The following is a 23,536-nucleotide window of genomic DNA, read 5'->3' on the forward strand; positions in this document are numbered from 1 at the left end:
CGATAAAGCCGGTGCTTGGGACTATGTTCACGCTATGTCCCAGGCCGCCGTCCGCTCCCCGATGCCGCCGATGCTCTTCATGCCCGAGAAGCAGCCGCCGCGGCCCGCCCTCAAACCACTCAAGGTCGTCTCGGAGTTCGAGCCGAACGGCGATCAGCCGGCAGCGATCCGCGACCTCGTGGCCGGGGCCGAGGCGGGGGAGCGCGACCAGGTGCTGCTCGGCGTCACCGGCTCGGGCAAGACCTTCACCATGGCCAAGGTCATCGAAAGCTTGCAGCGGCCGACGCTGATCCTCGCGCCGAACAAGACGCTCGCGGCACAGCTCTATGCCGAGATGAAGAGCTTCTTTCCGGAAAACGCGGTCGAATATTTCGTCAGCTACTACGACTATTATCAGCCGGAAGCCTACGTTCCGCGCAGCGACACCTATATCGAGAAAGACGCGCAGATCAACGAGCAGATCGACCGCATGCGCCACTCGGCGACGCAGGCGATCCTCGAACGCAACGACGTCATCGTCGTCGCCTCCGTCTCCTGCATCTACGGTATCGGGTCCGTCGAAACCTACGCCAAGATGGTGGTCAAGCTCGAGGTCGGCGGGCAGATCGACCGCGACCGTCTGGCCAAGGCGCTCGTAGAGCTGCAGTACCGCCGGAACGACGCAGCCTTCGCACGCGGCACCTTCCGTCTGCGCGGCGAGGTGGTGGACATCTATCCGAGCCATTACGAGGATCGCGCCTGGCGCGTTTCCCTGTTCGGCGACGAGATCGAGAGCATTGCCGAGTTCGATCCGCTCACGGGCCAGGTCACCGGCGCGCTGGAGCAGGTCACGGTCTACGCCAACAGCCATTATGTGACGCCGCGCCCCACACTGACCCAGGCGATCATCCGCATCAAGCAGGAGCTGAAGGAGCGTCTGGCGGAGCTCGAGGCGGAAGGAAAGCTGCTCGAGGTCGAGCGTCTGAGCCAGCGTACCACCTTCGACATCGAGATGATGGAGACGACGGGCTCCTGCAAAGGGATTGAAAACTATTCGCGCTACCTCACGGGCCGCGCGCCAGGGGAGCCGCCGCCGACCTTCTTCGAATACTTGCCGGAAAACGCCCTGCTCATCGTTGACGAAAGCCATGTGACGGTGCCGCAGATCGGTGGCATGTCCCGCGGCGACGCGGCCCGCAAGAGCATCCTCGCGGAGTTCGGCTTCCGCCTGCCGAGTTGCGCCGACAACCGGCCTCTTACCTTCGAGGAATGGGAGCGTTTTCGTCCGCAATCCATCTTTGTCTCGGCAACGCCCGGGCCGTGGGAAATGGAGCGGACGGCGGGCACCTTTGCCGAGCAGGTGATCCGGCCGACGGGGCTGATCGACCCCGTGGTGGAGGTGCGGCCCGTCGCCAATCAGGTGGATGATCTGCTCGCCGAGGTGCGCACGGTGCGAGATCGGGGCGGGCGCGTTCTCGTCACGACGCTGACGAAGCGGATGGCGGAGGATCTGACCGAATATCTCACCGAGCAGGGCGTGCGGGTGCGCTACCTGCATTCCGATATCGACACGCTGGAGCGGATCGAGATCATCCGTAATCTGCGTCTCGGCGTCTTCGACGTACTGGTCGGCATTAACCTGCTGCGCGAGGGCCTCGATATTCCGGAATGCATGCTGGTTGCGATTCTCGATGCCGACAAGGAAGGGTTCCTGCGCAGCCAGACCAGCCTGATCCAGACCATCGGTCGCGCCGCGCGCAATGTCGATGGACGCGTCATCTGCTACGCCGACCATATGACGCGCAGTCTGGAAGCCGCCATTGGCGAGACCGAACGGCGGCGCGCCAAGCAGCAGGCCTGGAACGAGGCGCATGGCATCACCCCGACCTCGGTGCGCAAGCAGATTGGCGAGGTGCTGGAGAGCGTCTTCGAGCAGGATTACGTGACGGTCGCGCCGGTTAAGGACGCCGAGGTCGCGGAATTCGTCGGCCGCGACCTCAAATCCTCGATTGCGGAAATCGAGCGGCGGATGCGCGCGGCGGCCGCGGATCTCGAATTCGAAGAGGCGGCGCGCCTGCGCGACGAACTCAAGCGCCTGGAAGCGCTCGATCTCGGCCTCGCCCCGCCGCCCAGTTCCGGCATCCGTCCGAAGAAGGACTACATGCCCGAACCCCTGGGCCCCGGGGGCGGTGGCTACGATCCTGAGAAGCGTCGTGGTAACAGCCGCCGCGGGGCCAAATCCGGCGCCCCGGGGCGGGGACGCAGAACGTGATGACGATCGACAGGACCATCGGGCGGGCGGCGCTCGTCACCGGCGGCGCGAAGCGGCTCGGCCGCGCCATCGTGGAGGCGCTGGTCGCGGAAGGCTTCGCGGTCGCCATCCACTACAATAGCAGCGTCGAGGAGGCCGAGGCGCTGGCCGCCGCCATCCGCGCCGAGGGCGGCCGGGCCATCGCGCTCGGCGCAGACCTCGCGCGCGAGGCGGAGGTCGAAACCCTCGTCCCCCGCGCGACCGAGGCGCTGGGGCCGCTCGGTGTCCTGGTCAACAATGCCTCGACCTTCGAGCGCGACGAATGGAATGACGCCACCCGCGAAAGCTGGGACCGGCACATCGAGCCCAACTTGCGGGCGCCCTTCGTGCTGTCTCAGGCTTTCGCGCGCGCCATGGCGGCGGACGGCTCCGGCGTGATCGTCAACATGATCGACGAGCGCGTCTGGTCGCTCACCCCGCATTTCGTTTCTTACACCATCTCCAAGACGGGCCTCTGGACGCTGACGCAGACGCTGGCGCTGGCGCTGGCGCCGCGCATCCGGGTGATGGGCATCGGGCCGGGCCCTGCGATGCCGAGCCCGCGCCAGAGCCAAGCCGACTTCGACCGGCAATGCGCCTCGGTTCCGCTGGGCCGAGGCACCTCGCCCGAAGAGATCGGGCGCGCCGTGCGCGCCATCCTGTCCTTGCCCTCGCTCACCGGGCAGATGCTGGCGCTCGACGGTGGCCAGCATCTGCAATGGGGTGCGACCAATGCGGACATCCGGGAATGAGCGGGGGGCAGGGCGAGCCGCTGCGCCGCGTCTTCATCCGCGATCTGCTGCTGCAGGCGAGCATCGGCGTGTATCCAGAAGAGAAGACCGGCACGCGCCAGCCGGTCCGCATCAACATCTCCTTCGAGATGCGGGATGATGGTCTCGACCATCCGGGCGGCGTGGGGCCGGACGATGTCGCCCGCGTGGTCGATTACGACGGTCTCGCCCGCCGCATCCGGGCCTTCGTGGGCCGCGCTCATGTCGAGCTGGTGGAGACCATGGCGGAGGAGATCGCGCGCCTTACCCTGCAGGACCGGCGGGTGATTTCTGCCCGGGTGACGGTGGAGAAACTGGCCGTTTTCAAGGATGCGGCAGGCGCTGGCGTCGAGATCGAGCGCTTCCGCGACAAAGTTTTTCCACCACCGGGCTGAGGGTGGGAAGGTTACAATCCGATGTCAGATTCTTACAGCAGAAACTGGGAAATTTCCTTTTTTCTTTTTTAATTTCAATTACTTACCTGGTTAGTTCCCCGGATTCGTCCACAGCCTGGCCTGCTGGCCGACCCTAGATCAAGCCTAGGATCGACGTTTCTCTCCACAAGGATATCCACAGGCTGCTGGGGGGTGTGGAGAAAGCGTCGGTCGGAAGATATCCCATGACAGACGACGCAGACATTTCACACGCGGAGCCGCAGGCCCCGGCCGAAGGCCGCCCGATCTCGATCGCCCACGGTGTGGCCGTGATCGAGCGGGCGCTGGAGACCATGCCGCTCGCCCCCGGCGTCTATCGCATGCTCGACGGCAAGGGGGATGCGCTCTACGTCGGCAAGGCGCGCAGCCTGAAGAAGCGGGTGACGAGCTACACCCAGATCGCCCGCCTGCCGGAGCGGCTGCGGCGCATGGTGGCCGAGACGATCTCCATGGAGATCGTGACCACCCATACCGAGGCGGAGGCGCTTCTTTTGGAAGCGAACCTCATCAAGCGGCTGAAGCCGCGCTTCAACATCGTTCTGCGCGACGACAAGAGCTACCCGTGGATCATGCTGGCGGAGGATCACGACTTCCCCCAGGTGGTGAAGCATCGCGGCGCGCAGACGCGAAAGGGCACCTATTGGGGCCCCTTCGCCTCTGCTTGGTCCGTCAACCAGAGTCTCACGGCGCTCGAGCGCCTGTTCCTGCTGCGCTCCTGCTCCGACAGCGTCTTCGCCAATCGCAGCCGGCCGTGCCTGCTGTTTCAGATCAAGCGCTGCTCGGCACCCTGCGTCGGCCATATCGGGCAGGAGGAGTATGGGGCTCTGGTCGCCCAGGCCAAGGCCTTCCTCAGTGGCAAGACCGCGACCATCCAGCAGCAGCTCGCGGCCGAAATGGAGCAGGCCGCCGCCGCCATGGAGTTCGAGCGCGCGGCCACGCTGCGTGATCGCATCCGCGGCCTCTCCCACGTGCAGGGAACGGGGGTGATCAACCCGGCGAGCCTGAATGACGCCGACGTCATCGCCGCCTGGCAGATCGCCGGCCAAACCTGCGTGCAGGTGTTCTTCGTGCGCGGAGGGCACAACAACGGCAACCGCGCCTTCTATCCCTCCCACACCAAGAACGAGGAGGTGGCCGAGGTCCTCGCCGCCTTCATCGCCCAGTTCTACGAGGACAAGCCGCCGCCGCCTCTCCTGCTGCTCAACCATCCGCTGGCGGAGGAGGGGCTGATCGCGGAGGCGCTGGCGCTGAAAGCGGGGCGCGCCGTCACCATCACCGTGCCGCAGCGCGGCGAGAAGCGGGCGGTGGTCGCGCATGCCGAGCTGAATGCGCGCGAAAGCCTGGAGCGCAAGCTCGCCGAGACGGCGGGCCAGGGGAAGCTGCTGGACGCGACGGCCGAGCTGTTCGGCCTGCCGCAGCCGCTCGAGCGGATCGAGACCTACGACAACAGCCACATCATGGGCACCAACGCCTATGGCGTGATGGTGGTGGCCGGGCCGGAAGGACTGATGAAGCAGGCCTACCGCAAATTCGCGATCAAGGGCCCGGTGGCGCCAGGAGACGATTTCGCGATGATGCGCGAAGTGCTGCAGCGCCGCTTCGGTCGGGCGCTGAAGGAACATGCCGACCGGGACGATCCGCACTGGCCGGGTCTGGTGCTGATCGACGGTGGTGTCGGCCAGCTCTCAGCCGCCCAATCAGTGATGGAGGAGATGGGGGTGGGGGACATTCCGCTCGTCGCCATCGCCAAGGGGCCGGACCGCAATGCCGGGCGGGAGTGGTTTCACATGGCTGGGCGCGAGCCCTTTCAACTGCCGCCGCGCGACCCGGTGCTCTACTTCCTGCAGCGCCTACGTGACGAGGCGCATCGTTTCGCGATCACCACCCACCGTTCCGGCCGCTCGCGCGCGATTTCGCAAAGTGAGCTGGACGAAATCGCGGGGATCGGCGCGGCCCGCAAGCGCGCGCTCCTGCATCATTTCGGCTCGGCGCGCGGCGTGAAGCAGGCGGGTCTCAACGATCTCGCTGCTGTCCCCGGAATAAATCGGGAGACAGCACGCCGGGTCTATGCGCATTTTCATCCAGGCGTCCGCATGGAAGGCGTTCCCTGACGGACGCCCTGCGCTTATGCTGAGGGCCGCATGCTGACCGATCTGCCCAATCTGCTGACCCTCTCGCGGGTGGCCGCGATCCCCGTCCTGATCGTGCTCGCCTCGATCGGCACGCCCGGCTGCGACCTCGCGGCCTGTATCGTTTTCATCTCTGCTGGTATCACCGACTATCTGGACGGCAAGCTCGCCCGTTCGCGCCAGCAATTCTCCGATCTCGGCCGCATGCTCGATCCGATTGCGGACAAGCTGCTGGTGGGCGCCATCCTCATCATGCTGGCGGGGGACGGCCGGCTGGGACCTTGGGGGCTCTATCCCGCCATCGTCATCATGTGCCGGGAAATCCTGGTGAGCGGTCTGCGTGAATTTCTCGCGGAGATTCGCGTCGGCCTCCCCGTGACCCGCTTGGCCAAATGGAAGACCACGGCGCAGATGGCCTCCCTCGGCTTCCTCATCGCCGGGAACGGCACCGCCCATCTCCTGCGCATCGGCTGGCTGCCCGTCTGGCTGATCGGCATCGCACTGCTGTGGCTATCCGCCTTGCTGACCGTCATCACCGGCTGGGATTATCTCCGCGCCGGGCTGCGCCACACCGAGGTCGGCGCCGGGCGGGACGCCAAGGCGCGCGGTTGAACCCACAAAGACCAGCCTTCCTTGCTGCCTGGCCCCGAGCCGTGGCATCAAGGCGGCACACGAGCGTGACGGGGCAGCCCGGCCCGCGACCGGCCCTTTCCTCGGGCAAGATCTAAGGATGTGACCTCCATGCGGCGGATTGCGCTGACCGGGCTTCTTCTCCTTTCCGGCTGCACCGGCTTCGGCCATTTCGTGAGCGATACGCACACCTTCCAGAAGACCCCGAACGCGCCGAAGGGGGACAGCCTCAGCATGCAGCGGGCCTACGGCAAGCCCGGCGTCGCGCCTGTCATTACGCCTGAGCAAGGCCAGGTCTGGCCGACGGCGATTCCCGCCATGCCGACCCTCGCCGAAATCCAGAAGCAGATGGACCTCAACGGCAGCGGTGTGCCGCAGCTCGGCCCGGTGCCCTCCGGCCCTGGCCAGCTTCCGAACCTCAACGCCCTGCCGGGCATGCAGGGCACCAGCCCGATGCCCAACAACCCGACCGTCCATGGCACCAATCCTGCGCCGCCGCCCGCCGCCAATCCGGCGACGCCAGCATTGAGCGCGGGCGCTCCGCCGAGCCTCACCATGCCGAAGGTCGGCACGACCATCACGACGCCCATGGGCCCCGCCACCATCACCGGCGGCACGGCGAATTATCAGACCCTTGGGCCGATCAACGGGCAGACCGGGGCCATCCTGATCCCCAACGGCAACGGCACCAGCACCCTCGTCATGCCGAACGGCACCATCAATACGGTGACGACCCCCCGTTGAGGCGCGGGCCGCCTCTGCCCAGATCGAGGAGAGGGAGGCGGCAGTGACGGTCGATCTGCTCTACTTTGCATGGGTCCGCGAGCGCATCGGGCGCGCTGCCGAAACGCTCGAACTGCCCGCAGGGGTTGCGACGGTCGGTGCGCTGATCGCGCATCTCCGTGCCCGTGGCGGCGGTTATGCCGAAGCTCTCGCCGAGACGGCCCGCATCCGCTGCGCGGTGAACCAGGATTTCGCCGTGGACAGCACGCCCATCAAGGCAGGGGACGAGATCGCCGTCTTCCCGCCGATCACCGGGGGCTGATCACGTGGCCGTGATTCGTGTCGGGCCGGAGGATTTCGACCTCGGGCAGGAACTTGCCGCGCTTCAGGATGAGGCGGGAGAGGCGGGGGCCATTGCCTCCTTTCTCGGTGTCGTTCGCCGCGGCGTGGAGCCGGCGATCGCCGCGATGACGCTGGAGCATTATCCCGGCATGACGGAGCGAGCCATCGCCGCCATGGCGGGGGAGGCCGCACAGCGCTGGCCGCTGCTCGGCTGCCGCATCATCCACCGCACGGGACGCATTCCGGTTGGCGGCCGAATCGTCCTTGTCGCGACGGCTTCACGCCACCGGCAGGCCGCGCTCGACTCCACGGCCTTCCTCATCGACTGGCTCAAGGTCGATGCGCCATTCTGGAAGAAAGAGCATCCGGAGGAGGGCCCTGACCGCTGGGTCGAAGCGCGGGCGGCGGACGATGCTGCTGCCGCCCGGTGGCGCGAGCCGCCGCTTTAATCCGGCGCAGCGCTCAGGCGGCGTCCTGGTGACGGCGCGCGGGCAAGGGGCTCGGCGGGTTCCAAACCTCGGGCAGGCGTGGGCCGAGAGAGCGACGGATTTCCCGCGCCAGCGGCTCTGGATCCACCTGAAGGCTATCGCTCACCACCTCTTCCCAAGCGAAGACGTCCGTCACCTTGGTCGGGTTGCGCAGCAGCAGCTCACGTTTGACGAAGGGATAGCCGGCGCGGATCAATTGGCGCCAGAGGTCGATCGACGGATTGAGCGGAATGGGCTGGCGCTGAGCACAGCGAAGAATGCGATCGGCATGCTCGGCTTCGGCATGCAGCCGGGGATCCCGCCCGTCCGTCTCGTCATCCGCCGCCACCAGGCGCTCCAGACGTTCCATCTCATCGGCGTCGAGCAGGGCGTTATTCGGGTAAAGCGCGGCGCTGCTCACCCCACCACGCGCCAGGGCACGAGTGAAGCCGATTTCACAGTGGCGGATGACCCAGTCCTTACAGGGAATCGGGCGAACCGAGCGCCAGAAGCGGGCCCAGGCCTCGCTGCGGATCGCGCTCTCCCCGCAGGCGAGGAAGAAGGATTGCAGGTGATAGTGGTGCTGCCAGCTCTCGGTGATGCCCCACAGGCCGGCCCGGCGGAAGTCGATCGCGTCAAGCAGCGGGCGCAGATCGCCGAACGGGCCGTAGACACTGTCGTTTACGAGGTAGATCGCGCGTGTCTCGGAACGCGGCAGGCCCAGCGTGTCCAGCGCATCGCGCCAGGCGCCGAAATCGTAGCCGATGTTGCGGCGGATGAGGACGGAGGCGCAGTGCGCCCGCAGGAAAAGCTTCGCCTCGTCCTGGATCGTCCCGGAATTGGTCACGAAGACGACAGAAAGCCCAGCCGCTTCCAGGCCGCGGATGAAGTCCCGCGTCGTCGGCAGCACCCTGCCCTCGCCGTCGAAATGGACGAAGAGCGCGACCTCCGGCCCCAGCTCGCCCGGCTGGTCATAGCGCTCGACCACTTGGTGCGGCGAATGGAGGAAGCCGAAGGGATAGGCGACAGCGATGCGGCTCTGGACGCCGATTTCGTGGGCAACCCGCCGGATCGGGTGGATCAGCGGGTGAAGCCGTGCCCAGAGGGCGCGGCCGGCATGGCGCGTGAGGTTCCAAGCGGCAAGGGGGCGATTATCGGCGTCTCGAAACCGGCGCATCAGAAGGCGCCAGGTGATCGGCTCCCCGAGCACCGGGCGGCTCTGGACCGTCGACATCCTCTTCTGGCTAACCACGTAAACGCTGCCTCAATCGATAGAAACCTTCCCGGGCAAATGCTTGCACCATGCCCACCTGCGTAATGTTATAAGAAGCCGTTACGTGGGACGCCCCCTCGTTTCGCGCAAGTCTGGCGGCACAGTATGGCCGTTCCGCATGAATGAGGAACTCACAAGCCCGCGCGACGATATCGGCGCGGCCCACCCCGGTGGGCGATTCCGCGAGGGCGGCAACGGCCCCGAGGGCCGCGTGGCGCCCTCCGGCCGCAAGACACAGCGTCTGTTCGGCCTGTGCCACCCAAAGAATCTGTCTGGTCTGCATATCGCTGATCTGCATCGTCTCAAGCCAGGTCCAAAGCGGACCGCACACGGTGCCGATAGCCGCGAAACGTGGCGAGAACCCGGCACGCGCTTCTCCCTGGGCAAGCCGCTGGTAGGCACGCGCCAGCATGATGACGGCAAGGTTGAAGGGCAGGCGGCGAGCGACATCCTCCAAACCCGCAGGCTGCCGCGGTAGGAGTGCGGTTGAGATCGTATCGATATCGATACCATAGCGCGATTGCAAGCTTGGACCGAGCCGCTCCCAGATGCGGGCCGCTGCCGGCCAATCCTGGGCACAGACGGCCTCGAAGAACGCACGTCCGGCGAAGCCGATGAAGAGATCGTCCGGCTCCGGCCGGGACAGAGCACGCTCCGTCAGATAGCCGATGACGCGCGCCTGGCGCCGGGCCGCATCCTCTTCGAGGTCGAGCGGCTGGTCGCTCGCGAAGGCCGTTAGCTTCCAGCCGTCGCTCGTCACGCGGACATGGGCGAAGCCCGCACGGCGCAGCAGGGCGGTGAGGCTGTCCTTGCTTTGCAGGATGAGATGCAGGCCGACCGTCAGCGTCGCCTGCAGCACCGGTTTGGCGATCGCGGGGCGCACTGCCGCGAGATCGGGGGTGGTGAGCACAGCGATGCCGTCGGCCGCGAGGCCGCGCCGAATGTCGCGCAGGAAGCCCAGCGGATCCGGTAGGTGTTCCAAGACCTCCGTCGCCATCACCACGTCACAGCTGCCGTCGGCGACGGTCGTCGGGTCGAAATAGGCGGGGGTGATGTCGAGGCCGAGCATCTGCCGGCCCACCTCGGACAGGGCGGCAGGGTCCATGCCTCGCGCGGTCCAGCCCATGGCATGCGTCGCGGCGTCCAGCCCGAAGCCGAAGCCGCAGCCGACCTCGACATAACGGGCGCCAGGGCCCTTTCGGATATGGGCGAGGATATCGGCAAAGATGCCGAGGGCTGCGCCCTGCTGCAGGAAATAGGTGGTGGAGGCGGCGGACATCCCTTCCTCCCCATAATCGGCGATGGTCTGGTCGGCATAGAAGCCGGCGCCGCAGGCGGGGCAGGAGAGGAAGTGCCAGACCGGCGTGATGCCGGGAGGAGAGAGGCAGATCAGCGGTTTTGCGCCAGGCGCCCCGCAGTTGGGGCAGTCCATGACGATCGGCGCGGCGCCAGGCTGCTCATGCGCCCAGAGAAAATCGGTGTTGGGTGGATTGGTCACCACGATGCGGCGTCCCTCGCGTGATGGGGGCCGGATCGCCGCGGCGATGTCCCGGAGGCGTGCCGAGCGGGGAATGCGCGGCGCGGAGCCCTGAGGATGGAGTGCCCGGCCCCTCGCCGGGCACTCGAACAGATCTTAGGCGGCGTCTTCGCGACGGTCGCGGATCTTCACATAGGCAAGCTGGGCATGTTCGGCGCAGTAGGGTTTTCCGGGCACGGCCGCGCCGTCACAGAAGTGGAAGCCCGGCTTGCCGGGTTCGCCCATGGGCCAGCAACAGGCGGAGACGCGCTGCACGGGCGCCGGCGCGACCGCGGCGAGACGCCGGGGCGGGGCAGCAACGCGCGGCACGGGGCTGGCCGAAGGCGCGCTGGCCTGGACGGGCGCGGGCGACGACGGCAGTGGGGTCAGCGTCGGCCCGACGGCCCGCGGTGCCGGCGCCGGGCTCCCGGCAGGGCGCTCGCTGCGCCGGATCGGCGAGGGGCGCGGTGCCAGATCGAGACGATGGGCCTTGCCGACGACCGCATTCTTCGAGATACCCAGCCGCCGGCCGATCTCGGCGGTCGAGAGCCCCTCGGCCCAGAGACGTCTGAGCTCCGCGATGATTGTCTCGTTCCACTCCATCTCGTGGTCTCTCCGCTGGCTTCCTACTAGATAATGTATCCTGCCGCCGAGCGCAGGCCAATGGTTGAGTCTGCCGCGGCGCGAGAAAGCTGTGGACAAGTCACGGCCGGAGGCTGACTTCGACTTCACGGTTCCGTGCAACTGGTGAAAGGCTGCGCGGCGGACTATGATACGAGAGAGACGAAGGTGGCTTGTCGCGCAGGCGCCTCCGTGACACGAAGCTTGGGGCTTTTCCCCGGGAGGCAAAATGGGCTCGCTCAGCATCTGGCATTGGCTAATCGTCATTCTCGTCCTGCTGCTGCTCTTCGGCAGCGGCAAGGTGAGCCACCTGATGGGGGATTTCGCGAAGGGCATTAAGTCCTTCAAGAAGAACATGGCCGAGGACGAGGATGCGTCCATGGCGAACGACAAGGACAAGCCCGCCGAGCGCCTCTCTGCGCCGGGTGAGGCCAGCGCCACCACGGCCAGCCGTCCGGCCGAGACGGTCCGGAACTGAGATCGCGTTGTTGCCGCGATGATGGCGGATGGTCTGGCGGGCGGGCTCCCCGGTGAAAGAGCTACGGCGGATATCGTTCCTCCGACGGTGGCTGAGGCGCTGGTCGCCGTTGGCCGCCGTATGGACTCGCGGGGCTGGGTGCCAGCGACGGCCGGCAATCTGAGCGCCCGGCTGCCGGGGGATCGGCTCGCCATCACGCGCAGCGGCGTCCACAAGGGGTTTCTCTCGGTGGCTGACATCATGGCCGTCGATTTCGCGGGGCAGAGCCTCAGCCCCGGGCTGAAGCCGAGCGCCGAAACCCTGTTGCATTGCCAGCTCTATGCGCTCTGGCCTGAGGTCGGCTCGGTGTTGCACGGGCATTCCGTGGCGGCGACCGCGCTGACCCTGGCCTACCCCAAGGATGATGCCATCCGCCTAGAAGGCTATGAGGTTCTCAAGGCCTGGAACAGCATCACCACCCATGAGGTGTCGGTGGCGCTGCCGGTCATCGATAACGACCAGGACATGCCGCGCCTCGCGCGGCACCTGGCGCCGCTGCTGGAAGCGGGACAAGCGCCCATCGGCTACGTTCTGCGCGGCCACGGGGTCTACGTCTGGGGTGCCGACGTGAATACCGCCCTCTACCGGCTGGAGGCGCTGGAGTTCTTGCTGGCAACCGAAATCGAACGGAGGAAGCTCGCATGAGCCGCCTGACCATCTATCGTGACGATGCTCCCGATCAGCCGCTGCTGAAGACCGAGGATGCCGCCGTCATCACCCGCGAACTGAACGCGATCGGCGTGCGGTTCGAGCGCTGGGACAGCCCCGTCGCCCTCTCGCCCGAGGATGACGCGGAGACGATCCTGGCCGCCTATCGACCGTATCTCGATGCCCTGATGGGAGACTCAGGCGCGGGCTCGGCCGACGTCATCAAGCTCACGCCCGATCATCCGCAGGCAGGGCCCTTGCGCGAGAAGTTCCTGCAGGAGCACCGCCACACGGAAGACGAAGTACGCTTCTTCGTCCATGGCTCGGGCAATTTCATCCTGCACCTCAACGAACGCATCTACGATGCTCATTGCACGGCGGGCGACCTCATCAGCGTGCCGGCCAATGTGAAGCATTGGTTCGATGCCGGTGAGCGGCCCTTCTTCACGGCGCTCCGCGTGTTCACCGATACCTCCGGCTGGGTGCCGCATTTCACCGGTGACGACATCAGTGCGCGTTTCCCGGCGGCCTGAGACGCGATCATGGATCTGACGGACCGCCAGCCCGAGGAAACGGGCCTGACCGTGACGCATCCGGTGGAAGCGGTGCTGCTCGACATCGAAGGCACCGTCACCCCCATCGCCCTCGTGAGGGACACCCTCTTTCCTTACGCCCGGACCCGGCTCGCCGATTATCTCGCGGCTCATGCCGAGGACCCCGCGGTGGTCGAGATTCTTGCTCAAGCCCGCGCGCTGGAACCTGAAACCGATCCCGTGGCCGCCCTCGCCCGCTGGAGCGACCTTGACCAGAAGGTGACGCCGCTCAAGACCTTGCAGGGGCTCATCTGGAAGAAAGGCTATGCCGCCGGCGATCTGGTGGCGCAATTCTATCCGGAAGTACCGGCGATGCTCCGCTTCTGGAAGCAGGAGGGCCTGCCGCTCTACATCTACTCCTCCGGGTCCGAGGAAGCGCAGCGCGGCATCTTCGGGCACAGCCAGGACGGCGACCTGACGCCGCTTTTCGGTGGCTTCTACGATACGCGCGTCGGACCGAAGCGGGAGGCCGAGAGCTACCGGGCCATTCGGGCCAAGATCGGCCTGCCCGCGGGGCTGATCCTCTTCCTCTCGGATGTCGAGGCCGAGTTGGATGCCGCCGCCGCCGCCGGGTTCCGCACCTGCCAAGTGGTGCGGGAGGCCGACGGCACTCTGCCGACGACCCGCCATCCCTGGGCCACCGACCTGCACGAGGTCGCGCGCCACTTCACCCTGCCGCAGCCCGCCTGACCGGGCTCTTTTCCGGCCCGGATCTGCCACGTCTCCTCCCTGCTCTGCCGGAAGGGATGGTTCTTTTGCCTGGCCGTGCGCACGCGGACGAGCTGAAGCCGGCGATCGACGAAATCGCGGAGCAGGCGCCCTTCCGTTTCATGCGCACCAGGCGCGGCGGCCGCATGGCCGCCGCCATGACGAGCGCCGGCCTTTGCGGCTGGGTCACTGATACGCGCGGCTACCGCTACGAAAGCGCCGATCCGGACAGTGGCAGGCCTTGGCCCGCCATGCCGGAGGTCTTCCGCAGTCTGGCGGAGGCGGCCGCGGCGGAGGCGGGCTTTCCCGGTTTCGTGCCTGACACCTGCCTGATCAACCGCTATGCCGTGGGCGCCGGCATGGGCCTGCATCGCGATCAGGACGAGCAGGATTTCGCGTCCCCCATCGTCTCCGTCTCGCTCGGACTGCCGGCCGTCTTCCTCATCGGCGGGAAGGAGCGAAGCGAGCCGACCACGGCGCTGCCGCTCGAAAGCGGAGACGTGCTGGTCTTCGGGGGGCCGGCCCGGCTGCTCTATCACGGCATCCGCCCGGTCAAGGCAGGCGCGCATCCGCTCTTCGGCCCCTTCCGCTATAACCTGACCTTTCGCCGCGCGAGGTAGAGCCTGATGACCGATGCCATCACCCAGATCGCGACGCGGCTGGTCTACGAGAACCGCTGGCTGCGCCTGCGCGAAGACCGGGTACGCCGGCTCGACGGGTCGGAAGGCATCTACTCGGTTCTGGAACGCGCGGACTTCGCGGTGATCTGCCCCTACCAGGATGGGCGCGTCTTCCTCGTCGAGCAGTTCCGCTATCCGGTGGGTGAACGGGCCTGGGAATTCCCCATGGGCACCTGGGAGTGGCAGGCGGATGTCGATCCGCGGGCGCTCGCCGCCGGCGAGCTGCGGGAGGAGACCGGCCTCATCGCCGGCCGGCTGGAGCAGATCGGCGAGCTGTTCCAGGCAGCCGGCTACTCCAACCAGAAGGGCCGGGTCTTCTTCGCGACGGATCTCACCGAAGGCGCGGCGGAGCGGGAGCCGGAGGAGCAGGACATGCGCCGCGGCAGTTTCCCCCTCGCCGAGGTCGAGACGATGATCCGCGACGGCGTGATTCGCGATGCCATCACCATCGCGGCCTTCGCCCAGGCGCGGCTGCATGGTCTGTTTTGAGCGGTTTTGCCCGGCGACGCTCGACAAAACCGCTTCGCGCGCCAGTTATCCTCTCCGATAATCAATCCCGCGGAATGGTGCATTCCAGCGCCAGCCGCTAAAGCTTCACGATTCCCGACCCCGCGCCCGCGGGGCAATGCTGAGGCGAAAGCTGTTCCCATGAAGCACACCATCGCGCTGGTGGATGACGATCGTAACATCCTGGCCAGTGTTTCCATGACGCTGGAGCAGGAAGGCTTCCAGGTTCGTACCTATACCGATGGCGAGAGCGCTCTGCAGGGCCTGATCTCCCGGCCCGTGGACCTCGCCGTGCTGGACATCAAAATGCCGCGGATGGATGGCATGGAATTGCTCCAGCGGCTGCGGCAGCGCAGCGCCTTGCCGGTGATCCTGCTCACCAGCAAGGACGAGGAGGTGGACGAATTGATGGGCCTGCGGCTTGGTGCCGACGATTACATCAAGAAGCCCTTCAGCCAGCGCCTGCTGCTGGAGCGGATCCGCACCCTTCTGCGCCGGAACGAGGTGAGCCGGGCAGAGGGCTCGGGCGCGACCCCCACCGGCGTCATGGTGCGCAGCGACCTGACGCTGGACGAGACCAAGCATCAGTGCCTGTGGAAGGGGCGCGACATCCAGCTGACCGTCACGGAATTCCTTCTGGTAAAGGCGCTCGCCGCCCGCCCCGGCATGGTGAAGTCGCGTGACCAACTGATCGACGCCGCCTATGGCGAGAACATCTATGTCGATGACCGCACGATCGACAGCCACATCAAGCGGGTACGTAAGAAGTTCCGCGTCGAGGATGAGAATTTCGACCAGATCGAGACCCTCTATGGCATCGGCTATCGCTACAAGGAGACCTGATGCCTGACGGGGCCGCCAGTCCTGGCCAGGCTGCGGCCGCAGGCCAGATGCCCGGGGCCGCGCCGGCGCCGGCCATGGCGCCGAAGCGCCGGCTGGCCTCGCCCTTCCTGCGGCGCATCCTGCTCGTCAACGCGCTGCCCTTGGCCCTGCTGGTTATCGGCTTGCTCTATCTCGACCAGTATCAGAACGGGCTGATGGATGCGGACGTCTCGGCCTTGCGTGAGCAGGCGCGGATCTATGCCGGTGCGCTCGGCGAAAGCGCGGTGCAGCAGACCGCCTCCGGCGACCATGCGGCACTGGCTCCCGATCTCGCGCGGCCGCTGCTCTATCGGCTGACGGACCCGACGCCCTTCGCCCAGGCGCGCCTCTTCGGGCCGGACGGCAACATCGTCGCCGACAGCCAGGTGCGTGAGGGGGCAGGGGGCGCCATCGTCACCGAGCCGCTGCCGGCCCCGGAGAGCGGCGGACCGGTCAGCCGCCTCGTGAGCTGGTTCTATGATCACGTGCTGGCCTGGGCGCCCACCGCGGGCGGCATCCCTGTCCGGCAGCTCGACAAGGCGGATGGGGCGGACTGGCAGCCCGACCTCAAGGCCGTGCTCGCGCTGCGGGGGAAGGATACCGGCCAGGAAGTGCCGCCCTATATCCGCCGCACGCCTGACGGGCGGCTGCTGGTGACGGTCGCCGAGCCGGTGATGCACGACAATCAGACGGTCGGCATGATCCTGCTGACGCATGACGCCCGGAGGGTGGACCAGGCGGTGCTCTCGGTGCGGATCTCGATCCTGGGTCTCTTCTTCGTGGCCCTCATCCTGACCGTGCTGCTCTCCTGGTATCTGGCCCAGACCATCGCCCGCCCCATCCTGCGGCTCGCGATCGCAGCTCAGGACATGCGGGAGGGCCATGGCCGCACCGGGTCGGTTCCGGCAAGCCTGCTCGACCGCGGGGACGAGCTTAGCATCCTGGCCCGGGCCCTCGCCGATTCCGCAACCGCGCTCTGGGGTCGCATGGATGCGATCGAACGTTTCGCGGCCGATGTCTCGCACGAGATCAAGAACCCGCTTACCTCCATCCGTAGCGCCATCGAGACGCTGCGGCGCGTGGAAGACGCCAATCAAAGCCGCAACAACCTTCTCGCCATCATGGCGGACGACGTGGTGCGGCTGGACCGCCTGATTACCGACATCTCGGATGCATCTCGGGTCGATGCCGAAATTTCCCGCGCGGCGCCCGAGAAGCTGGACATCGTCGCCATGCTCGGCGCACTCGCCGACATCGATGATGCGACCCGGCAGCCAGGGGCGCCGGTGCTGGTGCTCAAACCGGACGTGAAGCCGGGCCTCGCCGTCGCTGCCGTGGAGGGGCGCCTCGTCCAGGTGCTGGGCAACTTGATCGGCAATGCCCGCTCCTTCAGCCCGCCCGGCGGCCTCATCGAACTCGACGCGCGTGAATTGCCGGACGGATGGGTCGAAGTCTCGGTGTCGGACGAAGGCCCCGGCATCCCCGAGGGCAAGCTCGAAAGCGTCTTCGAGCGCTTCTACTCCGAGCGGCCGCAGGGCGAGACCTTTGGCAAGCATTCGGGCCTCGGTCTCTCCATCAGCAAGCAAATCATCGAGGCGCTCAACGGCCAGATTCGCGCCGAGAACCGCCGCGATGCGGAAGGGCGCGTGCTCGGTGCCCGCTTCGTCATCACCCTGCCGAAGGCCCCCTGAAACGACGAAGCCCGGCGCGAGGATCGCGCCGGGCTTTCAGTGTCAGCCACGCGGCCGCAGTCAGCCGAAGGCGGGCCGGTGCGCCTGCAAGGCCGGCGCTTTGGCGCAGCGCGGCGCCGGCAAGGGCTCGCGGCGCGGCGCTTCTTCCGCGCGGCGGGGTTCGGGATTGCGAGGAGCGGTCATCGGGAAGGAACCCTGGAAGCTGACGCTCGTGAAAATATCGACGAAGATCCTGTTGATCGTTGACATGGCTTTGTTCTCCTGCGGCGCAGAAGACACCTCTTTCCCATAACCTTCAAACGAGCTTATCGTCGCTTTCGAATAACATAAGGTTATGCGATGCGCCGTGGCCGGATTCCCCTGACCGCGCTCCGCAGCTTCGAGAGCGCGGGACGGCTGCTGAGCTTCAGCGCAGCCGCCAACGAGCTTTTCGTGACCCAGGCCGCGATCAGCCGGCAGATTCGCGAATTGGAGACCCAGCTCGGCACGCGGCTCTTCAACCGGCACCACCGCGCCGTCAGCCTCACCGAGCCGGGCGCGCGGCTGCTCGCCAAGCTCTCCGAGAGCTTCGATGCCATCGCCGCCGCCATGGAGGAGGCGACGGCCGCGCCCGTGGTCTCGGAAATCGTCGTCTCCGCCGAGCCGGGCTTTGCTGCCTGCTGGCTGGTGCCACGCCTCGGCCGCTTCCGTACCCTGCGACCAGACGTCGAGGTGGAGGTGCTGGCGGATCCGCACGTCATCGAATTCCGCGCCTCCCGCGTCGATCTCGCCGTGCGTTATGACCCGGAAGGCGGCGACTGGCCGCGCGTCGATGCCGAGCCGCTGATGCCGAGCCGGGCGACGCCGGTGCTGGCGCCCAGCCTGCTCGCAGCCGGGCCGCCCATCCGCGTGCCGGCGGACCTGCTCAAGCACACCCTGCTGCACGACGACGAGCGCGAGAGCTGGAAGGACTGGCTTCAGGCCGCCGGCGTGGAGGGGCCGCCGCCGGCACGGGGACCGGTCTTCAACGACCATGCGCTGACCATTCAGACCGCGATCCGGGGACAGGGCATCGCCCTGGGGGACGTGGCTCTGGTGGCGGAGGATCTGGCGGCCGGGCGTCTCATTGCCCCCTTTCCCCTGCGCATCGACACCGGTGGCTACTGGATCGTCGCACCCGATCTCGCCGATCTCGGCGCCGCCGCCCGCGCCTTCAAGGACTGGATGAAGGCGGAAGTGGCGGAGGCGCAGGCCATGCTGGCCGCCGCCGAAATCAGGCCTGCTTGATCTCGATCAGGCTGCGGCGGATCTTCCGGCCGCGCATCACCCGGTCCTCGATATAGGCGGCATCGCCCCAGCGGATCGCCTTGGCCATGGCCTGGGCATCCTCGGTGAAGCGCGCCAGCATCTCGAGCAGCGCTTCCCGGTTGTTGAGGAAGATGTCCCGCCACATCACGGGGTCTGAGGCCGCGATGCGTGTGAAGTCGCGAAAGCCGGAGGCGGCGAAGCGCAGCACTTCCTGGCGCGTCTCGTCCTCCAGATCGTCGGCCGTGCCGCAGATGGTGAAGGCGATGAGATGGGGCAGGTGGCTGACGACCGCGAGCGCCCGATCGTGATGCGCGGGCTCCATCTCCTCCACCATGGCGCCCAGCCGCTCCCACAGCGCGCGGATGCACGCGACGGCCGCAGGGTCGGTCCCGGCCGGCGGCACGACGAGGCAGTAGCGGCCTTGGAAGAGGGTCGCGAAGCCGGCATCGGGGCCAGAGAATTCGGTGCCGGCCAGCGGGTGGGCGGGGACGAAATGCACGCCTGCCGGCACCAGCGGCCCGACGTCGCGCACCACCGAGAGCTTGGTCGAGCCGACGTCCGTCAGGATGCAGCCGGGGGCGAGATGCGGCGCGATGGCGGCGGCGGCATCGGCAAGCGCCCCAACCGGCACGCAGAGCATCACGCAATCCGCGCCTGCCACGGCCAGCGCCGCGTCGCGTTCCACCCGGTCCGCGATGCCGAGTTCGGTGACCCGGGCGCAGACCGCCTCGCTCACATCGCAGGCGACGATCTCGGCGGCCGCCCCCGTCTCGCGCGCGGCGCGGGCGACGGAACTGCCGATCAGGCCGAGGCCGAGCAGGACGAGACGCTGAAAGATGGGATCAGGCACCGGCGTCGGCCGGCATATTGGCGCGCGCCTTGAACGCGCGCAGGCAGTGGATGACCGCGGCGCATTCCTCATCGGTGCCGATCGTGATGCGCAGGCAATGCGGCAGGCCGTAGGAGGCGACGACGCGGGCGATGATGCCCTCGGCCTTGAGCGCGGCATCGGCGGCGCGGGCCTCCTCCGCCGTGCCGAAATCGGCCAGGACGAAGTTCCCTTCCGACGGCCAGACATGGATGCCGGCCTCCGTCAGCGCCTGAGCCACCCGGCCGCGCGCGACGGTATTGTGGGCACGGGAAATTTCGGCCCAGCGCGGTTCCGAAAGCGCGGCGATGCCGGCGGCGACGGCGCTGCTATTGATGTTGAAGGGCGGCCGCACCCGGTTCAGCACGTCGATGATGGCGGGCGGCCCGTAGCACCAGCCGAGGCGCGCGCCGCCGAGGCCCCAGATCTTGCTGAAGGTGCGCGTCATCACCGTGTTCTCGCCGGCGTCCACCAGGCTGAGGCCCGCATCGTAATCCGGCCGTTCGACATATTCGGCATAGGCCGCGTCGATGACGAGGAGCACGTGCGCGGGCAGGCCCGCGCGCAGCCGCGCGAGTTCCGCCATCGGCAGGAAGGAGCCGGTCGGATTGTTCGGATTGGCGAGGAAGACGATCGTCGTCTTCTCCGTCACGGCAGAGAGCAGCGCATCCACGTCGGCGGTGAGCGCCCTGTCCGGTGCCTTGATCACCGTGCTGCCGGCAAGGGTCGCGAAGATCTCGTAGATCGAGAAGCCGTATTGTGACATCACGATCTCAGTGCCCGACCCGGCATAGGCCTGGATGAGCAGGTTCAGGATCTCGTCCGATCCGTTGCCGCAGACGATCCGCGCCGGATCGAGACCGAAATGAGCGCCGATGACCTCCCGCAAGGCGTGGGCGCCGCCGTCCGGATAACGCGCCATCGTCTCGGCGCCGGCGGCAATCGCGTCTCGCGCCGCAGGGGGCGGCCCGAAAGCGCCTTCGTTGGAGGACAGCTTGATGATGCGGCTGACGCCAGGAATGGTCGACAAGCCACCCACATAGGGCGCGATGGCCATGATGGCCGGGCGCGGGGTGGGGCGACGTGTCTCGGTCATGGCATCGTATCCTCGGCAAGGGCGACCGCATAGGCGCCGACGACCAGGGCGGGGGTTTGCAGGCCGGTGATCTGGGCCAGGCGCGGGTCATCCCCGGCGACGAAACCCTCGACTTCGAGCAGGACCTGCGCCACCGGCACGCCTGGCGGACGGTTGACCAGGATGGACAGCGGCCGCAGGCCCGCCGCCGTCATGGCGTTGGAGAGGCTGCCGAGGCTGATCTGGGATTCCATCTCGACGGCGAGCAGCGACACGTCCTGTCCGGAGGGATCGGCCGGCGTATGGGCGACGACCAGGGCTTGCACCGAGGGCACGCCTTCCGGCCGCAGGCTCCAGAAGGGCAGGCGAGCCACGACATGGATGCGGCCCTTGGTGTTCTGTTGCAGCAGGCCGGGCCACCAGCCCGGACCACCGGTGCCATCACCCGCGCCTTCGCCCGGCAGCGGCAGCACCGCGGCACTCGCCCGGCCCTCCAGCACTTCGCCGATGGCCTGAGCCGGGCTGCGGAAGACGCGCATCGGGGTCAGGCCGCCGAGATGTTCGCGCGCCGCCGCCTGGAAGCGGCCATCCATCGCCGGGTCGCAGACGGCAACTTGCAGCGGTTGTTGCTGTGCGACCGAGGCGGCGAAGATTTCCCGCCAGATGCGGACGATGGCGGAAGAGGGCAGCGGCGCGTGCGGCTGAGCCAGCAACCGTCGCAGGATGGCGGCTTCGCGCCCCGGCCGCAGCGGACCCGCGCCGCGCTTGGCGGCGGCCACGCGTTCGACGACCCGCGCCCGCTCGGCCAGAAGATCGAGGATACGATCGTCGAGCCGGTCCAGCTCCTCCCGCAGGGACGGCAGGGTTTCGGCTGAGGCAGCAGAGAAACACTCCGCGCCGGGGGCGGCTTCGGTAGAAGACGACATCGAGGACTGACCGGGCAATGTGCAGCCCCGACAGATACCGTAACCGCCTTCCGAAGCAAACATGGCGGCCGACAGGTTCGGTGTTTGCGCATGGCTGCCCTCTGCGCACCGTGACGGATCGAAAACCTTCTGGTCTGCCGCGCCCGCCACCGCATTGCCGCCTGCCGTCGCTCATCCTATCAGAGTGGGATGGACCAATTGGAGCCCTTCGCCGAGATCGCCCATCAGACCATCGTCTTCCCTGAGGGGATGACGTTGGACTGCGGCCGGACGCTCCGCAGCATGGCCGTCGCCTACCGCACCTACGGCCAGCTCGATGCCCAGAAGCGCAACGCCATCCTCGTCTGCCACGCCCTGACCGGGGACCAGTATGTCGCGGAGACGCACCCGATCACCGGCCGGCCGGGCTGGTGGGCCAGTCTCGTCGGGCCCGGCTTGCCGATCGACACCGACCGCTTCTTCGTCATCTGCGCCAATGTGCTCGGTGGCTGCATGGGGTCTACCGGCCCGCGCAGCCCGCATGACGAGAAGCCCGGCGAGCCCTGGGGGCACGATTTCCCGCCGGTGACGATCCGCGACATGGTGCGGGCTCAGAAGATGCTGGTGGAGCATCTCGGCATCGACCAGCTCTTTGCCGTGGTCGGCGGCTCGATGGGCGGCATGCAGGTGCTGGAATGGGCCGCGACCTATCCGGAGGTGGTCTTCGCCGCCGTGCCGATCGCGACGGCGGCCCATCACTCGGCGCAGAACATCGCCTTCAACGAGGTCGGCCGGCAGGCGATCTTCGCCGATCCGGACTTCAATGACGGCGAATATTGGCGGAGCGGCATCATTCCCCGCCGCGGCCTCGCGGTCGCGCGCATGGTGGCGCACATCACCTATCTGAGCGAAGCGGCGCTGACGCGAAAGTTCGGCCGCCGCCTGCGCGACGCGACCAGCCTCACCCTGCTCGGCGACAAGTTCGAGGTGGAGAGCTACCTTCAGTACCAGGGCAGCGCCTTCGTACGGCGCTTCGATGCCAATTCCTATCTCTCGATCACGCGGGCGATGGACTTCTTCGACATCGCGGCCGAGCATGGTGGCGATTTATCGCGCGCCTTCCAGCGCAGCCGCACGCGCTTCTGCCTCGTCTCCTTCAGTTCGGACTGGCTGTTCCCGACGGCGGCGAGCCGCGAGGTTGTGAATGCGCTGATCCGCAGCGCCGCTAATGTCAGCTTTGTGGAGATCATGAGCGACAAGGGGCATGACGCCTTCCTGCTCGACGAACCGGATTTCCACCGCACCATCGCGGGCTTCATCGCGGGCTGCGCGGAGCATCGCGGCTTATCGGCGAAGGAGCCTGGCTGATGCCGGACGGGGCCCAGCGCGCGGAGCGGCAGGCCGAAGCGCAGCGCGCCATGCGCGTCGATCTGCAATTGATCGCCGACCTCGTGCGGCCGCAATCCCGCGTGCTCGACATCGGCTGCGGCGACGGCGCCTTGATCGGTCATCTGTTCCATACCCGCGGCTGCGATGCCCGGGGGATCGAGCTCGACATGGCGCTGGTGACGCGCGCCGTCGCCCATGGCCTGCCGGTGATGCAGGGTGACGCCGATACCGACCTCGTGCACTACCCCGATCAGGCCTTCGACTATGTCGTGCTGTCCCGCACGCTGCAGGCGGTGGAGCGGCCGCTCGAAGTGCTCGGGCAGATGCTGCGCATCAGCGAACGGGCGATCGTCAGCTTCCCCAACTTCGGTCACTGGTTTTTGCGTGCGCAACTTCTGCTCACCGGCCGCATGCCGATGACGAAGAGCTGGAACCGGATGTGGTACGAGACGCCGAACATCCATCCCTGCACCATCCAGGACTTTTTCGATCTGTGCCGCACGCAGGGCTATGTGGTCGAGAACTGGCTGGCGCTGGACGATGAGGGCCATCGCGCGCCGTGGCGACGCTTCCCGCATCTCGCCAATCTCTTCGGCGAACAGGGGCTTTTCGTCCTGCGGCGGCGGTAGGGCG

General features: G+C 67.3%; 26 protein-coding genes. 19 read left to right on the top strand and 7 right to left on the bottom strand.

The features are described from left to right. Positions 1-34 precede the first annotated feature (34 nt). The 8 genes from uvrB (at position 35) to ACYQ6W_RS11620 (ending at position 7,746) form a co-directional block, all read left to right on the top strand. Positions 35-2,251 carry an excinuclease ABC subunit UvrB gene (gene uvrB, locus ACYQ6W_RS11585; protein WP_459675454.1) on the top strand — a complete coding sequence of 739 codons (2,217 nt, stop codon included), beginning with the start codon at positions 35-37 and terminating at the stop codon, positions 2,249-2,251. After that, positions 2,251-3,021, top strand: a complete 771-nt coding sequence (locus ACYQ6W_RS11590) for an SDR family oxidoreductase (protein ID WP_459675455.1) — start codon at positions 2,251-2,253, stop codon at positions 3,019-3,021. Before uvrB ends, ACYQ6W_RS11590 begins: the two co-directional genes overlap by 1 nt. After that, a complete protein-coding gene (locus tag ACYQ6W_RS11595; protein WP_459675456.1) occupies positions 3,018-3,434 on the top strand; it encodes a dihydroneopterin aldolase in 417 nt (138 codons plus the stop codon). The genes ACYQ6W_RS11590 and ACYQ6W_RS11595 overlap by 4 nt, the downstream gene beginning before the upstream one ends. A gap of 224 nt (positions 3,435-3,658) precedes the next feature. After that, the gene (uvrC, locus tag ACYQ6W_RS11600) at positions 3,659-5,584 is read left to right on the top strand and encodes an excinuclease ABC subunit UvrC (RefSeq protein WP_459675457.1); all 1,926 of its coding nucleotides are present in this window, start codon (positions 3,659-3,661) and stop codon (positions 5,582-5,584) included. A gap of 30 nt (positions 5,585-5,614) precedes the next feature. Then, positions 5,615-6,214, top strand: a complete 600-nt coding sequence (gene pgsA, locus ACYQ6W_RS11605; protein WP_459675458.1) for a CDP-diacylglycerol--glycerol-3-phosphate 3-phosphatidyltransferase — start codon at positions 5,615-5,617, stop codon at positions 6,212-6,214. A gap of 129 nt (positions 6,215-6,343) precedes the next feature. Further along, positions 6,344-6,976: a hypothetical protein gene (locus tag ACYQ6W_RS11610; RefSeq protein ID WP_459675459.1), complete on the top strand. Its 633-nt coding sequence runs from the start codon at positions 6,344-6,346 to the stop codon at positions 6,974-6,976. Between the two features lie 43 nt (positions 6,977-7,019). Then, positions 7,020-7,277 (top strand): molybdopterin converting factor subunit 1, encoded by a 258-nt coding sequence (gene moaD / locus ACYQ6W_RS11615; protein WP_459675460.1) that lies wholly within the window; start codon positions 7,020-7,022, stop codon positions 7,275-7,277. Between the two features lie 4 nt (positions 7,278-7,281). After that, positions 7,282-7,746: a molybdenum cofactor biosynthesis protein MoaE gene (locus tag ACYQ6W_RS11620; protein WP_459675461.1), complete on the top strand. Its 465-nt coding sequence runs from the start codon at positions 7,282-7,284 to the stop codon at positions 7,744-7,746. Positions 7,747-7,759: 13 nt separating this feature from the next. Here the strand turns inward: ACYQ6W_RS11620 and ACYQ6W_RS11625 are convergent, their stop codons facing one another. The 3 genes from ACYQ6W_RS11625 to ACYQ6W_RS11635 all read right to left on the bottom strand — a co-directional run bounded on the left by ACYQ6W_RS11625 (position 7,760) and on the right by ACYQ6W_RS11635 (position 11,156). Further along, on the bottom strand, positions 7,760-8,998 hold the full coding sequence (locus tag ACYQ6W_RS11625; RefSeq protein WP_459675462.1) for a rhamnan synthesis F family protein: 1,239 nt from the start codon (positions 8,996-8,998) through the stop codon (positions 7,760-7,762). Positions 8,999-9,008: 10 nt separating this feature from the next. Further along, positions 9,009-10,535 carry a class I SAM-dependent methyltransferase gene (locus ACYQ6W_RS11630; protein ID WP_459675463.1) on the bottom strand — a complete coding sequence of 509 codons (1,527 nt, stop codon included), beginning with the start codon at positions 10,533-10,535 and terminating at the stop codon, positions 9,009-9,011. Between the two features lie 135 nt (positions 10,536-10,670). Continuing rightward, the gene (locus ACYQ6W_RS11635) at positions 10,671-11,156 is read right to left on the bottom strand and encodes a GcrA family cell cycle regulator (protein ID WP_459675464.1); all 486 of its coding nucleotides are present in this window, start codon (positions 11,154-11,156) and stop codon (positions 10,671-10,673) included. Between the two features lie 247 nt (positions 11,157-11,403). Here ACYQ6W_RS11635 and ACYQ6W_RS11640 point away from each other — a divergent pair, with 247 nt between their 5' ends. From ACYQ6W_RS11640 to ACYQ6W_RS11675, 8 genes are all read left to right on the top strand, one after another. After that, positions 11,404-11,652: a twin-arginine translocase TatA/TatE family subunit gene (locus ACYQ6W_RS11640; RefSeq protein ID WP_459675465.1), complete on the top strand. Its 249-nt coding sequence runs from the start codon at positions 11,404-11,406 to the stop codon at positions 11,650-11,652. Positions 11,653-11,673: 21 nt separating this feature from the next. Then, on the top strand, positions 11,674-12,336 hold the full coding sequence (locus ACYQ6W_RS11645; RefSeq protein ID WP_459675554.1) for a methylthioribulose 1-phosphate dehydratase: 663 nt from the start codon (positions 11,674-11,676) through the stop codon (positions 12,334-12,336). After that, positions 12,333-12,872 carry a 1,2-dihydroxy-3-keto-5-methylthiopentene dioxygenase gene (locus ACYQ6W_RS11650; protein ID WP_459675466.1) on the top strand — a complete coding sequence of 180 codons (540 nt, stop codon included), beginning with the start codon at positions 12,333-12,335 and terminating at the stop codon, positions 12,870-12,872. Before ACYQ6W_RS11645 ends, ACYQ6W_RS11650 begins: the two co-directional genes overlap by 4 nt. 9 nt (positions 12,873-12,881) lie before the next feature. After that, complete coding sequence (gene mtnC, locus ACYQ6W_RS11655; protein ID WP_459675467.1) at positions 12,882-13,622, top strand: acireductone synthase; 741 nt, start codon at positions 12,882-12,884, stop codon at positions 13,620-13,622. Between the two features lie 56 nt (positions 13,623-13,678). Further along, positions 13,679-14,260 carry a DNA oxidative demethylase AlkB gene (alkB, locus tag ACYQ6W_RS11660; RefSeq protein ID WP_459675468.1) on the top strand — a complete coding sequence of 194 codons (582 nt, stop codon included), beginning with the start codon at positions 13,679-13,681 and terminating at the stop codon, positions 14,258-14,260. Between the two features lie 6 nt (positions 14,261-14,266). Continuing rightward, positions 14,267-14,809 carry an NUDIX domain-containing protein gene (locus ACYQ6W_RS11665; RefSeq protein WP_459675469.1) on the top strand — a complete coding sequence of 181 codons (543 nt, stop codon included), beginning with the start codon at positions 14,267-14,269 and terminating at the stop codon, positions 14,807-14,809. A 159-nt stretch (positions 14,810-14,968) separates the two neighbouring features. Next, on the top strand, positions 14,969-15,670 hold the full coding sequence (locus tag ACYQ6W_RS11670; protein WP_459675470.1) for a response regulator transcription factor: 702 nt from the start codon (positions 14,969-14,971) through the stop codon (positions 15,668-15,670). Positions 15,671-15,717: 47 nt separating this feature from the next. Next, positions 15,718-17,379 carry a stimulus-sensing domain-containing protein gene (locus tag ACYQ6W_RS11675; protein ID WP_459675555.1) on the top strand — a complete coding sequence of 554 codons (1,662 nt, stop codon included), beginning with the start codon at positions 15,718-15,720 and terminating at the stop codon, positions 17,377-17,379. Between the two features lie 60 nt (positions 17,380-17,439). On the opposite strand, the gene ACYQ6W_RS11680 is transcribed toward ACYQ6W_RS11675, so the two are convergent. Then, on the bottom strand, positions 17,440-17,658 hold the full coding sequence (locus ACYQ6W_RS11680; RefSeq protein ID WP_459675471.1) for a hypothetical protein: 219 nt from the start codon (positions 17,656-17,658) through the stop codon (positions 17,440-17,442). A gap of 60 nt (positions 17,659-17,718) precedes the next feature. Between ACYQ6W_RS11680 and gcvA the strand changes: the two genes are divergently transcribed. Next, positions 17,719-18,645 carry a transcriptional regulator GcvA gene (gene gcvA / locus ACYQ6W_RS11685; protein ID WP_459675472.1) on the top strand — a complete coding sequence of 309 codons (927 nt, stop codon included), beginning with the start codon at positions 17,719-17,721 and terminating at the stop codon, positions 18,643-18,645. Here gcvA and ACYQ6W_RS11690 read toward each other — a convergent pair. Genes ACYQ6W_RS11690 through ACYQ6W_RS11700 form a run of 3 tightly spaced genes read right to left on the bottom strand, consistent with a single transcriptional unit; the run spans position 18,632 to position 21,535 of the window. After that, entirely contained in the window at positions 18,632-19,516 is an 885-nt protein-coding gene (locus ACYQ6W_RS11690; protein WP_459675473.1) for a prephenate/arogenate dehydrogenase family protein, read from the bottom strand. The two genes, gcvA and ACYQ6W_RS11690, sit on opposite strands and share 14 nt — an antisense overlap. Then, positions 19,509-20,630, bottom strand: coding sequence for a histidinol-phosphate transaminase (hisC, locus tag ACYQ6W_RS11695; RefSeq protein WP_459675474.1), 1,122 nt, complete (start codon positions 20,628-20,630; stop codon positions 19,509-19,511). Before hisC ends, ACYQ6W_RS11690 begins: the two co-directional genes overlap by 8 nt. Further along, on the bottom strand, positions 20,627-21,535 hold the full coding sequence (locus tag ACYQ6W_RS11700; RefSeq protein ID WP_459675475.1) for a chorismate mutase: 909 nt from the start codon (positions 21,533-21,535) through the stop codon (positions 20,627-20,629). The genes hisC and ACYQ6W_RS11700 overlap by 4 nt, the downstream gene beginning before the upstream one ends. Before the next feature lie 189 nt (positions 21,536-21,724). Here ACYQ6W_RS11700 and metX point away from each other — a divergent pair, with 189 nt between their 5' ends. Further along, positions 21,725-22,882, top strand: a complete 1,158-nt coding sequence (gene metX, locus ACYQ6W_RS11705; protein WP_459675477.1) for a homoserine O-acetyltransferase MetX — start codon at positions 21,725-21,727, stop codon at positions 22,880-22,882. Next, positions 22,882-23,532 carry a methionine biosynthesis protein MetW gene (gene metW, locus ACYQ6W_RS11710; RefSeq protein ID WP_459675478.1) on the top strand — a complete coding sequence of 217 codons (651 nt, stop codon included), beginning with the start codon at positions 22,882-22,884 and terminating at the stop codon, positions 23,530-23,532. Before metX ends, metW begins: the two co-directional genes overlap by 1 nt. The last annotated feature ends 4 nt before the right edge of the window (positions 23,533-23,536 follow it).

It is taken from the genome of Acidisoma sp. 7E03, assembly GCF_054665075.1.